Origin of the sequence: Nocardioides sp. NBC_00850 (assembly GCF_045207335.1) — a bacterium.
Taxonomy (GTDB): Bacteria; Actinomycetota; Actinomycetes; order Propionibacteriales; family Nocardioidaceae; genus Nocardioides.
In genome coordinates this window covers 1,583,780-1,598,123 of the sequence record NZ_CP108845.1, presented here as the reverse complement: position 1 = coordinate 1,598,123, position 14,344 = coordinate 1,583,780, and the positions used below count along the sequence as shown (strand labels likewise).

The following is a 14,344-nucleotide window of genomic DNA, read 5'->3' as shown; positions in this document are numbered from 1 at the left end:
AAGCGGACAGAAGCTGACCGGATGAGGTCAGAGGCTGAAGACATGACGAACCACAGCAACCAGCGGCCGGTGATCCGCACTCAGGCGCTGACCAGGCACTTCACCCGAAGCAAGAAGACCGTCGAGGCCGTACGCGGGCTCGATCTCGAGATCCACCAAGGTGAGCTCGTCGCCTTCCTCGGCCCCAACGGAGCGGGCAAGTCGACCACCTTGCGGATGCTGACCACCCTCATCCCGCCCACCTCGGGCACCGCCGAGGTCGCCGGCCATGACGTCGTCCGCTCGCGCGGCGCCGTCCGGCGCTCGATCGGCTACGTCGGCCAGGGTAACGCCGCCGCGTTCATCCAGCGCGGCCGCGACGAGCTGATGTCCCAGGCTCGCGCCCACGGCATCCCGCGCGCCGCCGCGAAGGCGCGCATCGAGGAGCTGCTCGTGGCCTTCGACCTCCAGGAGTACGCCGACCGCCCGGTCCAGACGCTCAGCGGGGGCCAGCGGCGGCGGCTCGACATCGCGATCGGGCTGCTCAACCACCCGGAGGTGCTGTTCCTCGACGAGCCGTCGACCGGCCTCGATCCGCAGAACCGCGCCAACCTGCAGGAGCAGATACGCCGCCTCCACGAGGACGGCACCACGATCGTGCTCACCACTCACTACCTCGAGGAGGCCGACGCGCTCGCCGGACGGGTGATCGTCATCGACCACGGCGTGGTGATCGCCGACGACACCGCCACCCGGCTCAAGGAGCGGCTAGGCGACCTGGTGCTCCTCGGCTTCGGCACCGAGGCGGACGCCACGGCCGCCGCGGCCCGCGCCGAGTCGGCGCTGTCCGGCCCGACCGTCATCGAGCGCGCCGGGACGCAGGTCTCGATCCGCACTCCGCGCGGCGCCGACAGCGCGCCGGCGATGGCCATCGACCTGGCTGCCCATGGCACCCCAGCGGTCCGCATGGAGGTCCACACCCCCACCCTCGACGACGTCTTCCTCGACCTGACCGGCCGCAGCCTGCGCGAGTCGGCCCAGTCCACCTCCCAGTCCGCCACCACCCAGACCGAAGGAGCTGCAGCATGACCACCCTCACCATCCCGACCGCACAGGTCCGGAGCACCACCCGAGTGCCGAGCCGCCCGACCGGCTTCCTCACCGACACCTGGACCGTGCTGCTCCGCGAGCTCACGCCCAAGCTGCGCCAGCCCGCCTCGATGCTCTTCGCGATGATGCAGCCGCTGGTCTTCCTGGGCCTCTTCGCGCCGCTCCTGCCCGCCGTAGAGAGCGGCAGCGCGCTGCAGTGGTTCGTGCCGGGCATCGTCGTCATGACCGCGCTGATGGGCGCCTCGATGACCGGCGCGGACCTGACCGCCGAGATCCGCTCCGGCTCCCACGAGCGGCTGCTGGTCTCACCCCTCTCCCGGCCATCCCTCCTGGTCGGGCGGGCCCTGAAGGAGGTCGTGCCGGTGCTGTTCCAGACGGTCGTCATCCTCGCCGTGGTGACCCCGTTCAGCTTCGACCTCCACCTCGGCGGGGTCCTGGTCGGCGCCGTCATCGTCTCGCTCTTCGCGATCGGACTGGGTGCGCTCAGCTTCGCCCTGGCCACCGCGGCGAAGGAGCAGGACTGGGTCTTCTGGACGGTCCAGCAGATGCTGATCTTCCCGCTGCTGCTCCTCTCCGGCGTCCTTCTCCCCCTCGACGGCGCCCCCGGCTGGCTGCGGTTCCTCAGCGACATCAACCCGATGACGTACGTCGTGGAGGCCGAGCGGGCGCTCTTCGCCGGCCAGTTCCCGGCCGATGTCGTCATCGGCGGGTTCGTCGCGGCCGCTGCCGTCGCGGTGGGCGGGGTGCTCGTCGGCGTACGGACGATGGAGAGGTCGAGCTGAAGTCGGGCCGAAACCCCTTGACCTCAAGTTCACTTTAGCTTCCAGACTGTACGCATGACACCCCGACTCCGCGCGGCCCCGAGCCCGACAACGATCGTGCTCACCGTCATCACCGGCACGGTGATGATCCCGATCGACATCACGATCGTCGCGGTCGCGATCGCCCGTCTCTCCCAGGAGACGGGCGCTTCGCTGCCGGTGATCCAGTGGGTCGCCACCGGCTACACGCTCGCCCTGGCAACGGTCATCCCGGCCGCGGCCTGGGCGATCAGCCGATTCGGCGCCCGCCAGGTCTTCCTGACCGCGATCGGCGTCTTCACGATCGGATCCGGCCTCGTCGCGGCGTCGTGGAACGTCGAGTCGCTGATCGCGTTCCGGGTGCTCCAGGGGCTCGGCGGCGGCTTCGTCATGCCGGCCGCGATGACCCTGACGCTCCGCTCGGCGCCGCCTGAGGAGCGTGGCCGGCTGATGGCCCTGATGGGCCTGCCGGTGCTGGTCGGTCCCGTCTTCGGACCGGTGCTCGGCGGCTGGCTGCTCGACACGATGTCGTGGCGGTGGATGTTCCTGATCAATCTGCCGCTGGGCCTGATCGGCCTCGTCCTCGGGATGCGCAACCTACCGCGCCTGGAGCGCGGTCCGAGCGCCCGCCTGGACGTACGCGGCCTGCTCCTGCTTCCGCCCGCGATGGCGCTCCTCGTGCTGGGAACCTCGTTCGCCGAGGGCACGCTGTTCGAGGCTCAGGTGCTGGTCCCGATCGGAGCCGGGATCGTCCTGGTGGCGGTCTTCGTCCGGCACGCGCTCCGCGCCGCCGCTCCCCTGCTCGACATCCGGCTCCTCGGCCGGCCCCTGACCGGCGGCAGCGCCGCGCTGCTGGTCTGCTTCGCCGGCGGCTACTTCGGCTCGATGATCCTGGTGCCGCTCTACTGGCAGGTCGTACGCGGCGAGTCCGCGACCACCGCAGGACTGCTGATGGCTCCCGCCGGCATCGCGGCCGGGATCATGATTCAGGTCTCTGGCCGCCTCATCGACCGCTTCCCGCCGCTGCCGGTGATCGGCGCGGGCATCGTGATCTCCACCCTGGGCTTCGGCGCCCTGGCGCTCCAGCTGAGCGCGGACGCGCCGATGCTGGCCCTGGCCACGACCCACGCCATCGCGACCGCGGGCGCCGGGTTCGTGATGCTGCCGACCATGACCATCGCCACCCGCTACCTCGAGGACAGCGCCATCCCGGCCGGCTCGACGATGATCAACGTGCTGAACCAGGTCGCCACCGCCCTGTGCACCGCCGGCGTCTCGGTGCTCCTGGCCGCCGCACTCTCGTCTCGCCTTCCCGGACTGGGCAGCGATGGCATCGGAGCGCTCAGCTCCCTCGCTCCCGCCGAGCGAGCAGCCGTCGCGCCGCTGGCCGCCGAGGCCCTGCAGGTCGCGTTCTGGCTGCCGGTCACGATGATGGCGATCTCGGGCGTGGTCGCGTTCCTCGTCTTCCGGCGTACGCCGTCGGCTCGGAGCGTCTCCATCGACAGCCGCCGGCCTGTCGCCGCGACGGTCGCCGACTAGGTCCTACCAGGGGCGGCGGTCGCCCGGATACTGCTTGGGGCCGCCCGGGTTGGGACGACCAGGGTTCGGGTAACCCGGATTGGGGTGACCGGGACCGGGTCCGGCGGGATGGACCTGGCCCCGATAGACCGGTCCGCCGCCGGGGTACGGCCCGACGGGCCGGACGTGCCGAGGGCCCTGCAGGTCAGGCCGGGGTGGTTCGCGGCGCCGGCGCCGGGCCAGGAGCAGTGCGATGAGCAGCCCCAGACCCGACAGCGCGAGCAGCCCGACGGCGATCTCGACGTAGCCGACCCCGAACAGCCCGCTCGAGCCAGGGGTCGGACCGCCCGAGGCGTCGGTGAACGTCACCGGGCCCGCCGTCTCCGAGTCGCCCACGGGCGGGGCCGAGGAAGACTCCGACTCGGAGGCTGAAGCCGAGGGCGACGTCGACGGCGACGCGGAAACGGAGGCGGAGGGCGTACGCGACGGGGTCGGCGACGCCGTCGCCGACTTCTTGGGCTTCGCGGTCTGCCGAGGGGTCGGGGCCTTGGTCTCCGCTGGGGTGGTCGGCGCCGGCGCGGTGGTGGCCTTCGGCTTCTCGGTCGGCCGCACGCCCGGCGGGTACTTCGCGAAGACCTGGACGCCCCAGCTGGTGCCGTCGACCTCCACGAAGGCGATCCCGATGTGGGTGTAGTCGCCCAGGATGTTGGCCCGGTGCCCGTCGGAGTTCATCCAGCCGCGGTGCATCTCCGCGCCGGTCGGGTAGCCCATGGCGACGTTCTCCCCGACCCCCTGCCACCCCTCCGGCACCTGCTCGGCGAGGTCGGGGTTGTGCGAGAGCGCCCCGTCGGCGGCGATCTTGTAGGCCCACTTCCGCGCCAGACCGTCGAGGGCGGAGTCGCGCGTCAGCGGGTCCAGGCCCGCTTGGGCGCGAGCGGAATTCGCCAGCCGCTTGATCGTTCCGCCCTCCCCCGCGGACGCCGGACCAGCGCTGACGAGCAGCGCGGCAGCAGCCAACAGCAGAGCGAGGACATAGGACACGGGGCGATGCAGGTGGGGGAACATCCCCGCCAGGGTATCTACCTTTACTTGGGAGTGCTGCGCCCCATGTGGCGCTCGATGTGGGCCGCGATCCCGGCCATCAGCAGGCCCTGCCCGAAAGCCGACGGGTCGTCGGAGTCGGACTCCTCGCCAGGCCCAGCAGGCCGCCAGGTGGCCATCGACTCCATCAGGTTCGGGAAACGCTCCGGATCCGCGTACGTCACGAGCATCTCCTCGAACCTCGCGTAGGGGTTCTCCTCGAACCGGGCAGACTCGACCTCGATCCTCGCCTCACCCACGGCGTACTGCGAGATGATGCCCAGGATCGCCATCTTCTCCTCCGGAGGCAGCGTCACCTCTCGGAGGTAGTAGAACCCGAGATCGATCCAGGCGAGGCGGTTCGGCCCGGGAAGCGTGCCCACGAGGGGCAGGTCGAGGAACCACGGCCGACTCAGCGACAGGTCGACCTGCGCGCGCATCCAGGCCGCCAGACCATCGCGCCACCCCAGGTCGCGCGCCGGGGTCGACAGCTCCGCACAGAGCCGGTCGGCGAGCAGAATGAGCAGCTCGTCCTTGTTCTTCACGTGCCGATAGAGCGCCATCGGCGAGCAGCCCACCGCCTCGGCGACCCGAGCCATCGAGACGGCAGCAAGACCCTGCTCATCAGCGATGACGTACGCGGCCTCGACGATCTGGGCGGCGCTCAGCGCAGGCTTGGGGCCGCGTCGGCCGGGCGGGGACTTGCCCCACAGACGAGGGATCAGGTCGGAACTCATCGCCTCCATCATGCCCTGCTCCCTCCAGAAATGGGTTGACCGGTCCTTTCTTCTGCGTACTCTATAAACTGTTAATCACATACGCTATTAGATCGGATGGCTCATGGGCACTTCGAAACGACCTCTGGCGCGCCAGTGGTGGGTCTTCCCGCTGGCCGCCGCGACGGTGATCTTCCTGGTGACGGCGCTACCGCGATATGTCGGCCTGGACCCGTCGCAGTCGCTCGTCGAGACCGACCGCGGGCCGGCCTTTTACCCGGCCCTGGTGACACACATCTTCTTCGGCTCGGTGATGCTCTGCTGCGGCGTACTCCAACTGTGGCCGTGGCTGCGCGCCAACCATCCGAAGGTGCACCGCTGGACCGGGCGCACCTATGTCGTCACCGCGATCCCCACCGGCGTGGGGGCGCTGGTCACCAGCCAGTTCCCCGCCGCCGGCCCGTCGCAGCAGGTCGGCAACACGTTCCTGGCCGTGCTGTTCCTGCTGTTCACCGTGCAGGGCTACCGGGCCGCGCGGCAGCGTCGCTTCAAGGACCACCGCGAGTGGATGTACCGCAGCTATGCGATGGCGTTCTCGATCATCGCCAACCGCTTCTGGGGCACCGTCCTGATCATGATCTTCGTGCCGGACCTCATGACCGGCGCCGACCTCGGCACCGACGATCCCACCCTCGCCAGCGCCGCCGCGGCCTCAGCGTGGGTCAGCTGGGTCGTGAACCTGCTGATCGCCGAGTGGATCATCCACCGCAAGCCGCGCCGGCGACGCACCGATCAGGCCAGCGCGTCCCGCAGGGTCGAGCGCCAGACGCCGGTGAGCTCCTCGAGCGGGATGTCGACGCTGCCGCCGTCATAGGAGATCGAGTACGCCGCACCACCCGTCACACCGAGCTGGGTCGCCGCGACCCCGTGGCGCTCGGCCAGCGAGGTGAGCCGCTCGACGTCGGCGGCCTTGACGGTGACGACCGCGCGGGCGACCGACTCCGAGAAGAGCGCGACGAACGGGTCGCCGGCGAGGGTGACCGAGACGCCGATCCCCGACGACATCGCCGGCTCGGCCAGCGCCTGCATCAGGCCACCGTCGGAGAGGTCGTGGGCGGAGGTGACGAACCGCGCCTCCAGCAGCAGCTCGGCGAGCGCCTTCTCGGCCGCCAGGTTCACCTTGGGCGGCAGCCCACCGAGGTGGCCGTGCACGACGTGGGCCCACTCCGAGCCGGAGAGCTCCTCGTGGGTCTCACCGAGCAGGACGACGACCTCGTCGGCCGCCTGGAAGTCCGAAGGCGTACGCGTGGTGACGTCCTCGATCACACCGAGCGTCGCGACCACCGGCGTGGGGTGGATGGCTGTCTCGCCGGTCTGGTTGTAGAGGGAGACGTTGCCGCCGGTGACCGGGATACCGAGCTCGAGGCAGGCGTCCTTCAGGCCGCGGGTGGCCTCGGCGAACTGCCACATCACGTCGGGGTCCTCCGGGGAGCCGAAGTTTAGGCAGTCGGAGATGGCCAGCGGCTTGGCACCGACGGAGGCGACGTTGCGGTAGGACTCCGACAGTGCCAGCTGGGCACCGGCGTACGGGTCCAGCTTGGCGAAGCGCCCGTTGGCGTCGGTGGCGAGCGCGACCCCGAGGTTGGTCGACTCGTCGACGCGGATCATGCCGCCGTCGGCGGGCTGGGACAGGACGGTGTTGCCGCGCACGTAGCGGTCGTACTGCTCGGTGATCCAGGACTTGTCGCACAGGTTCTCCGAGGCGACCAGCTGGAGGACGGTCGAGCGGAGCTCGTCGGCCGAGGCCGCACGCGGGAGCTTCTCGGCCACGTCGGCCTGCAGCGTGTCCTGCCACGACGGGCGGGCGTAGGGGCGCTCGTAGACGGGGCCGTCGTGGGCCACGGTGGTCGGGTCGACGTCGACGATGGTCTCGCCGTGCCAGTCGACACGCAGCCGGCCCTCGCCGGTCACGGTGCCGATCACGGCCGCCTCGACGTCCCACTTGGCGCAGATGTCCATGAAGGTCGCCTCGTCCTCGGGCGCGATGACGGCCATCATCCGCTCCTGCGACTCGCTCATCAGGATCTCCTCCGGAGCGAGCGTCGAGTCGCGCAGCGGCACCCGCTCGAGGTGCACGTGCATGCCGCCGTCACCGGCAGCGGCGAGCTCGGAGGTGGCACACGAGATGCCGGCCGCACCGAAGTCCTGGATGCCGCGGACGATGCCGGCGGCGAAGAGCTCGAGGGTGCACTCGATCAGCAGCTTCTCCATGAACGGGTCGCCGACCTGGACGCTCGGGCGCTTGGCCGGACCGTCCTCGTCGAACTCGACGCTCGCGAGGATCGAGGCGCCGCCGATGCCGTCGCCACCGGTGCGCGCGCCGTACATGATCACCAGGTTGCCGGCGCCCGATGCCTTGGCGAGGTGGAGGTCCTCGTGACGCAGTACGCCGACGCAGAGCGCGTTGACCAGCGGATTGCCGAGGTAGGAGGCGTCGAAGACGGCCTCACCACCGATGTTGGGCAGACCCAGGCAGTTGCCGTAGTGACCGATGCCGGAGACGATCCCGGGCAGCACCCGGTGGGTGTCCTCCTCGGACAGCGGTCCGAAGCGGAGCGGGTCCATGACGGCGACCGGCCGCGCGCCCATCGCGAGGATGTCGCGGACGATGCCGCCGACGCCGGTCGCGGCGCCCTGGTGGGGCTCGACGTAGGAGGGGTGGTTGTGGGACTCGACCTTGAAGGTGACCGCGTAGCCCTGCCCGACGTCGAGCACGCCCGCGTTCTCACCGATGCCGGCGAGCATCTTGCCGGCCGGGGTCTCCTGCGGGATCTCGCCGAACTGCTTCAGGTGCACCTTGGAGGACTTGTAGGAGCAGTGCTCCGACCACATCACCGAGTACATCGCCAGCTCCGCGCCGGTCGGCCGGCGGCCGAGGATGCGCTTGATCTCGGCGTACTCGTCCTCCTTCAGGCCGAGCTCGGCCCAGGGCTGCTCGCGGTCGGGGTCACCGGCAGCGTGGTGCACGGTGTCCAGGAGCGGAAGATCGGACGCAACGGCAGCGGACGAAGTCTCGGTCACGGGCAGAAATCTACGTCAGAAGTGCCCAATCCCCCGAGTCCTCAGCGGGGCAGCCCGCGCCACTCCCGCAGGTCGCGGATCTCACCGAACTTTTCGAGCGCCTGCCGGGCGACCTCGCCGTCCCCGGCGTAGGCGGCGACACTCCAGCCGTGACCCTCCACCATCTCGGCGGCGACCCAGGAGGCCTCGCCGTGCGGGGTGGGCAACCGGCGCGGGCGCCAGGAGAGCGACATCGCGCCGTCGAGGCGCTGCTGGATCCTCGGGGTCGAGCCGGTGGCGGCGTACTTCCTCTGACCGGTGCGCCACTCGCTCCAGTAGGCGTAGTGGAGGTAGACCTGACTGCCGCGCCAGGACATCGAGCACTCGACGAAGAGATCGCGCGGGCCGGTCTCACCAGGGGCGCACTCAGCGCTCCGGGCAGCGTCCTCGTAGCCGGGGAAGACCCACTTCATGCCGTCCGTGCCGCGCGGGTCCGGGCACCGGGTCAGGGAACCGGAGCCGTTGCCGTCCCAGCAGACGTAGGGCGTGTTGACCTGCTTGGTGGTCGAGCTGACCTGGTCGGCGACCGCGAACGGCCCGATCACCTCGCCGCCGTGCGCGACATGGATGATCCCGGCGACCGTCAGCGCGAGCATGACCGTGATCGCGAAGAGGACCGGCGTCACCCGATCGCGTCGCTGCTGCACAGGTCCCCACCCCCTTGGCGATCCATTCCTTTACCAAAGTAACGCCGCCGAGCGGGTTTGGTTAGGGCCCATATGCACCAGGACCAACGTCCCGTCGTGTCCGCCGACCGAGACCTCTGCCCGCCGGCTGGACCAACACCTAGTCTTCTATTCGTAGTTATTCACTAAAGAAAGGCCATACGGTGTCCTCCCCCAGCACGTTCAGCCGACGCAGCCTGCTCGCCACCGGGGCCGGCGCGGTCGCCGCCACCGGCCTCGCCACCCCCGCCACCGCAGCCACCGAAGCGCCGTTCAAGGCCCGTAAGGTCAACCGACCCAAGCGCAAGCCCAACCTCCTGGTCATCCTGGGCGACGACCTCGGCTGGGCCGATCTGTCCGCCTACGGTTCCCCCGACATCAAGACGCCCAACCTGGACCGGCTCGCGGCCTCGGGCGTGCGGTTCACCGATGCGTACTCCGCCTCCTCGGTCTGCTCCCCGACCCGCTTCGGCCTCTACACCGGGCGCTACCCCGGTCGCCTCGCCGGCGGGCTGCCGGAGCCGATCGCGTCCCCCAACGAGCTGCACGGGATCCCGCTCGACCACCCGACGCTGGCCTCGCTGCTCAAGGAGCAGGGCTATGCGACGGCGCTCTTCGGCAAGTGGCACTGCGGCTTCCTGCCCTGGTACAGCCCGACCCGGGTCGGCTGGGACGAGTTCTTCGGCAACTTCTCCGGCGGGATCGACTACTTCTCGAAGTTCAGCCACAACGGGGCGTACGACCTCTACGAGGACGAGGTGGAGGTCGAGGACCTTCGCTACTACACCGAGATCGTCACCGAGAAGGCCGTCAGCTTCATCGAGCGCGACCACGACGCCCCCTGGCTCCTCAACCTCAACTTCACCACCCCGCACTGGCCCTGGGAGGGACCCGAGGACAAGGCGGTGAGCGATGAGCTGACCGCCCGGATCGAGGCCGGCGAGAAGGGCGTGCTGTTCCACAACGACGGCGGCTCGCTGGCGACGTACAAGACCATGGTCGAGGACCTCGACCAGTCGATCGGCCAGGTCATCCGGGCGCTCGAGCGGACCGGCCAGCTCCGCGACACCGTCGTCTTCTTCGCCAGCGACAACGGCGGCGAGCGGTTCTCCAACGTGTGGCCGTTCACCGGAGCGAAGTCGAGCCTCAACGAGGGCGGCATCCGGGTTCCTACCATCCTGAGCTGGCCCGGCACCCTGCCCGGCCGCCAGGTCAGCGACGAGCCGGCCGTCACGACCGACTGGACCGCGACCTTCCTGGAGCTCGCCGGCGCGACGCCGTCGCCGGACTACCCGCTGGACGGCACCAGCCTGGTGCCGCTCCTCTTCGGGGGCCGGCCGCGCGAGACCCAGGACCTCTTCTGGCGCATGCGCGGACAGCGGGCGCTGCGCCGCGGCTCGCTGAAGTACCTGCAGCTCGACGGCACCGACCACCTCTACGACCTGAGCGAGGACGTACGCGAGCAGGCCGACCTGGCCCGGAAGCGGCCCGAGGACCTGGCGGAGCTCCGCGCGGCCTGGGAGAAGATCGACCAGACCCTGCTGGCGTACTCCTGACCGACGGCTGGGCGAGTCCACTGGTAACTAAGTGACGGTTGTGACTACCGTGACGAAATATGGGGGACTTCACCAGGTTCAAGTACGTCAGACGGGCGCTCGGCGCGGGCTTGATCTCGGGCGTCGTCGGCGTCGCGGGGCTGGCAACACCCAGCCCCGCGGCGGCCGCGAACCCGGTCACTCCGGGCAACTTCACCGGCTATGGCTTCGACCAGTGCCAGGCGCCGTCGCAGGCGGCGATGGACCGCTGGTGGAAGCACTCCAACTTCGGCGCGGTCGGCATCTACATCGCCGGCAACTCGCGCGGCTGCCGCAGCCAGACCAACCTCAGCGCCACCTGGGTGCGCAAGCAGCAGGCCCGTGGCTGGCGCCTGCTGCCGATCACGCTCGGCCCGCAGGCCTCGTGCAACCCGCACTTCCCGCGCTACCGCGACGACCCGCGGATCAGCGCCCGCTCGACCGACCAGTACGCCACCGCCAAGCGCCAGGGCATCAACCAGGCCAACGCGACCGTGGACGCCGCCAAGCGCTACGGCATCGCCGCCGGCAGCACGATGTTCTACGACCTCGAGGGTTTCGACATCGGCAACGAGCGCTGCCGTGAGTCGGCGATGTGGTTCGTCTCGGCCTGGAACTACCGGATCAAGAAGCTCGGCTACCGCCCGGGGCTGTACTCGAGCGCGTCGTCGGGGATCAAGGCGATGTACGCGGTCTGGCACGCGCAGCCGCGCGGGTTCGTCTACCCCGCGGACCTGTGGATCGCCGACTGGGACGGCCGCGCCGGCACCTCGACCCGCTACATCCCCGACTCCCCCTGGAACCCGCACAAGCGCGTCAAGCAGTACCGCGGCCCGCACAAGGAGACCCACGGCGGCGCCACCATCGAGATCGACTCCAACTTCGTCGACCTCGGCCGGGGCTCCTACGCGCGGCCGGTGACGCATTGCGGCGGCGTGCCCGTCAGCTTCACCAGCTATCCCGCCCTCAAGCCGCGCACCAGCTCCTACACCCCCTCGCCGATCTACACCAAGGCGCTCGAGTGCATGCTCCGCGAGCGCGGGAACTTCGGCGGCCCCATCGACGGGACGTACGACCGGGGGCTGGTGAGCTCGGTCAACGCCTGGCAGCGCTCGCACGGCATGACGGTGCGCAAGACCTGGACCCAGGGTGCCTGGAAGACGCTGTGGGCGGCCAACAGCCGCCCGCTCCTGAAGCGTGGCTCCGCAGGCGAGAGCGTCCGCGACCTCCAGCGCGCCCTCAGCGCCACCTCCGCGCCGGAGCGCCCGAAGATCACCGGCGTCATGGACTGGAACACCCAGGTCGCCCTCGTCGCCTACCAGAAGCGCCTCGGCCGCACCGCGAACGGCATGGCCACCGAGGTGACCTGGTACGACCTAGCCCACGGCCGCTGAGTCCGAGCAGAAGATCTGCTGGGACTCCGCGGCCGAGTCGGAGTGGGCGAGCCCGGTCACCTCGGCCGGGACGCCGTCGGGGTAGAGGTCGCGGAGGTCGAGGACACCGACGCAGAAGATGACCTCTTCTACCGGGTACGGGAGCTCCGGGACGGAGTCGTCGTCGAACGGTCGGTATTCCTCGAGCGGCAACGGCACGCGTACGTCCCGCTTCATCTCCTCGCCCGCCGCCAACTTGACCCAACCGACCGCCGGCATCTGCGCGAACGACTTGTCGTCCGGCAGCGAGAAGACCCGCTTGCTGACCTCCGCCCGGCTCCCGCCGCTGCCCAGGACGTAGACGGTGTCGGCCGACGCCGGCTGCAGCGCCCCGTTGGCGTATGTCGGCACCGAGTCGACCACGTAGACGTCGGTGTCCGCGTCGTTGACCACCCGATAGCTGACCTCGAGTGCTCCGCCCGTCTGGGCGATCTCGGACTCGAACCGGACACCCTCGATCTCGCGCTCCCCGTCCGGCACCTTCGCGCAGCCGCTCATCACCAGGCCTCCCGCCGTCAGCAGCGATGCCAGGAGCATCAACCTAGTAGTGGTCACGGTGCGGAGCTCCCATCTCGTCGCGGAGCCCGTTCTCGGTGTAGACGTACGGGTGGTCCGGGTCGATCTGCTCCGGGGTGCTGGGGTCGTTGTCGTGATCGACGGGAAGACCGGCAGCCTCGCGCTCACGGTTGTTCGTCCCCTGGTTCTCGGGGTCGTCGCCGTGATATTCGCCGGGCTCGAGCGTGTCGTGCATGTAGTCGTAGACGTGCGCCATCTCGTGGTAGAGCACCGCGACCGGCGGGCCGTCGACGGGCGTCTGAGGAGCACGGTTGCCGGTGTTCATCGTGTCGATGTCCGGCATGTACTCGATCTCGTTGCCGCCCATCGGTCCGTTGGACGCCGAGCTGTTCGGGGTGTCACCGACGTACTCGCGGATGGTCAGGTTCTCCTGCCCGATCCCGAACACACCTGAGTCGTCGTGCCTCCGGTCCAACGCGGCGAGCATCTGCTGGCCCGTCGGCGACGCGGCCAGCATCTCGAGGTCGGCGCGGGTCCGGGCGACGAACTCCGGCGAACCCTCGATCTTGATCCACTCCGGGACCTCGGTGATCTGGACCGTCACGTGCTTCTCGACGTCCTCGTCGGTGTCGCCGGACTCGCTGTGGGCCTTGTCGTCACCCGAGCCACCGTAGGTGGTGTCGGTCCCCCGCCCGGCGTACGTCACGTCGTCTCCGGCTCCGCCGTGGATCCGGTCGTTGTCGTCTCCGCCGGAGGCGATGTCGTTGCCGTCGCCGCCGACGAGCAGGTCATCGCCATCGGCCCCTTCGAGGTAGTCCTGGCCGCGACCACCGCTGATCCGGTCGTTTCCGGCCATGCCGTAGACGGTGTCGTCGCCGCCCGCCCCGGTGGCGAGGTCGTTGCCACCCTGGGCGTCGATGTAGTCGCGATCGGTGCCGCCCGAGACCCGGTCGTCGCCGTCGCCGGCGAAGACGTGGTCGCGGCCCTGGCCACCGAGGATGCGGTCGCTCCCGCTGCCGCCGTTGAGCCGGTCGTCACCTCTGCCGCCAAGCAGCGAGAGATTGACGTTGGTGCCCTGTGGGACGTTGATCTCGTCGTTGCCCTCGCCGGCGCGGATGACGATCTCGTTGCCGGGAGGCACGTCGTACATCTGACCGTTGACGGTGACGACCTGCCTGCCGGTCAACGGGTTGATCCCGACCGTGACCACGTCGTCGCCGCTGCCGGTGTTGATGTAGGTCTTTCCGTCGACGTTGATCATGCCGACCGAGTCCACGTCGGCGGGGAGGTGGAACGGGTCCTGTCCGGACTCGGCGATCGCCGCCATGCTCGTCGACAGCCCCTGCCAGGCAGCGGTGGTGTCGACCAGCACCTGCCGGTCGGCGTTGAGGTCGCGGTCGAGGCCGGTCCGGATCTCGGAGGCACGCGCGATGGCGTCGGTGACCAGCTTGCTGTCCTCGGGGCTCTCGGGCTCGAACCGGATGTCACCCGACGGGCTGCCCTGGTGCGGGATGTGGGCCACGGTCGCCCAGGACTGGTCGAGATGGCCTTGGGCGATGCGTACGGTGCCGGCGATCCGAGCCGTCGCCGAGGCGGCCTTGTCGGCGAGGTCGCGTGCATTGTCGAGGTCGGTCAGGAGCGTCTTGCGATGCCCTTCGTAGGACTCGGCCGTCTGTCCCTCCCAGTCGGCGACGACGTCCTTGGATCCGCTGATGAACGCCTCGGTGACGCCGTCGAGCGCCTTCGCGATCGAGGTCCAGCCTCGCGACGCATCATCGATCGACGCCGCGTCGTCCCACAGCTTCCAGGTGCCTTCAGACATCTCGGTGCCTC

At 69.8% G+C, this 14,344-nt stretch carries 12 protein-coding genes; 6 read left to right on the top strand and 6 right to left on the bottom strand.

Going from position 1 to position 14,344, the window contains the following annotated elements:
* Positions 1 to 42 precede the first annotated feature (42 nt).
* From OH802_RS07795 to OH802_RS07785, 3 genes are read left to right on the top strand one after another with little or no spacing between them, the layout of a single operon-like run.
* Positions 43 to 1,068, top strand: coding sequence for an ATP-binding cassette domain-containing protein (locus tag OH802_RS07795; protein ID WP_406026721.1), 1,026 nt, complete (start codon positions 43 to 45; stop codon positions 1,066 to 1,068).
* A complete protein-coding gene (locus OH802_RS07790; RefSeq protein ID WP_406026718.1) occupies positions 1,065 to 1,871 on the top strand; it encodes an ABC transporter permease in 807 nt (268 codons plus the stop codon). Before OH802_RS07795 ends, OH802_RS07790 begins: the two co-directional genes overlap by 4 nt.
* A gap of 54 nt (positions 1,872 to 1,925) precedes the next feature.
* The gene (locus tag OH802_RS07785; protein ID WP_406026716.1) at positions 1,926 to 3,428 is read left to right on the top strand and encodes a DHA2 family efflux MFS transporter permease subunit; all 1,503 of its coding nucleotides are present in this window, start codon (positions 1,926 to 1,928) and stop codon (positions 3,426 to 3,428) included.
* Positions 3,429 to 3,431: 3 nt separating this feature from the next.
* On the opposite strand, the gene OH802_RS07780 is transcribed toward OH802_RS07785, so the two are convergent.
* Both OH802_RS07780 and OH802_RS07775 read right to left on the bottom strand, forming a co-directional pair.
* Entirely contained in the window at positions 3,432 to 4,472 is a 1,041-nt protein-coding gene (locus OH802_RS07780; RefSeq protein WP_406026714.1) for a CAP domain-containing protein, read from the bottom strand.
* 20 nt (positions 4,473 to 4,492) lie between these two features.
* Complete coding sequence (locus tag OH802_RS07775) at positions 4,493 to 5,224, bottom strand: TetR/AcrR family transcriptional regulator (RefSeq protein WP_406026712.1); 732 nt, start codon at positions 5,222 to 5,224, stop codon at positions 4,493 to 4,495.
* A gap of 103 nt (positions 5,225 to 5,327) precedes the next feature.
* On the opposite strand from OH802_RS07775, the gene OH802_RS07770 reads away from it, so the two are divergent.
* Positions 5,328 to 6,077 carry a DUF2306 domain-containing protein gene (locus OH802_RS07770; RefSeq protein WP_406026709.1) on the top strand — a complete coding sequence of 250 codons (750 nt, stop codon included), beginning with the start codon at positions 5,328 to 5,330 and terminating at the stop codon, positions 6,075 to 6,077.
* Here OH802_RS07770 and purL read toward each other — a convergent pair.
* Positions 5,996 to 8,284, bottom strand: coding sequence for a phosphoribosylformylglycinamidine synthase subunit PurL (gene purL, locus OH802_RS07765; RefSeq protein WP_406026707.1), 2,289 nt, complete (start codon positions 8,282 to 8,284; stop codon positions 5,996 to 5,998). The two genes, OH802_RS07770 and purL, sit on opposite strands and share 82 nt — an antisense overlap.
* 41 nt (positions 8,285 to 8,325) lie before the next feature.
* Positions 8,326 to 8,970, bottom strand: coding sequence for a hypothetical protein (locus tag OH802_RS07760; RefSeq protein WP_406026705.1), 645 nt, complete (start codon positions 8,968 to 8,970; stop codon positions 8,326 to 8,328).
* Between the two features lie 182 nt (positions 8,971 to 9,152).
* Here OH802_RS07760 and OH802_RS07755 point away from each other — a divergent pair, with 182 nt between their 5' ends.
* The gene (locus tag OH802_RS07755) at positions 9,153 to 10,544 is read left to right on the top strand and encodes a sulfatase-like hydrolase/transferase (protein ID WP_406026703.1); all 1,392 of its coding nucleotides are present in this window, start codon (positions 9,153 to 9,155) and stop codon (positions 10,542 to 10,544) included.
* A gap of 59 nt (positions 10,545 to 10,603) precedes the next feature.
* Entirely contained in the window at positions 10,604 to 11,956 is a 1,353-nt protein-coding gene (locus OH802_RS07750; protein WP_406026701.1) for a glycoside hydrolase domain-containing protein, read from the top strand.
* On the opposite strand, the gene OH802_RS07745 is transcribed toward OH802_RS07750, so the two are convergent.
* Positions 11,939 to 12,532: a hypothetical protein gene (locus OH802_RS07745; protein ID WP_406026699.1), complete on the bottom strand. Its 594-nt coding sequence runs from the start codon at positions 12,530 to 12,532 to the stop codon at positions 11,939 to 11,941. The genes OH802_RS07750 and OH802_RS07745 overlap by 18 nt on opposite strands.
* Positions 12,533 to 12,536: 4 nt before the next feature.
* Positions 12,537 to 14,333 carry a M91 family zinc metallopeptidase gene (locus OH802_RS07740; RefSeq protein ID WP_406026697.1) on the bottom strand — a complete coding sequence of 599 codons (1,797 nt, stop codon included), beginning with the start codon at positions 14,331 to 14,333 and terminating at the stop codon, positions 12,537 to 12,539.
* Positions 14,334 to 14,344 lie beyond the last annotated feature (11 nt).

Coding starts and splice junctions, on each gene's coding strand:
- OH802_RS07745 (WP_406026699.1), bottom strand. CDS start 12,532: ATGCTCCTGGCATCGCTGCTGACGGCGGGAGGCCTGGTGATGAGCGGC.
- OH802_RS07775 (WP_406026712.1), bottom strand. CDS start 5,224: ATGAGTTCCGACCTGATCCCTCGTCTGTGGGGCAAGTCCCCGCCCGGC.
- OH802_RS07795 (WP_406026721.1), top strand. CDS start 43: ATGACGAACCACAGCAACCAGCGGCCGGTGATCCGCACTCAGGCGCTG.
- OH802_RS07790 (WP_406026718.1), top strand. CDS start 1,065: ATGACCACCCTCACCATCCCGACCGCACAGGTCCGGAGCACCACCCGA.
- OH802_RS07740 (WP_406026697.1), bottom strand. CDS start 14,333: ATGTCTGAAGGCACCTGGAAGCTGTGGGACGACGCGGCGTCGATCGAT.
- OH802_RS07750 (WP_406026701.1), top strand. CDS start 10,604: ATGGGGGACTTCACCAGGTTCAAGTACGTCAGACGGGCGCTCGGCGCG.
- OH802_RS07770 (WP_406026709.1), top strand. CDS start 5,328: ATGGGCACTTCGAAACGACCTCTGGCGCGCCAGTGGTGGGTCTTCCCG.
- OH802_RS07780 (WP_406026714.1), bottom strand. CDS start 4,472: ATGTTCCCCCACCTGCATCGCCCCGTGTCCTATGTCCTCGCTCTGCTG.
- OH802_RS07785 (WP_406026716.1), top strand. CDS start 1,926: ATGACACCCCGACTCCGCGCGGCCCCGAGCCCGACAACGATCGTGCTC.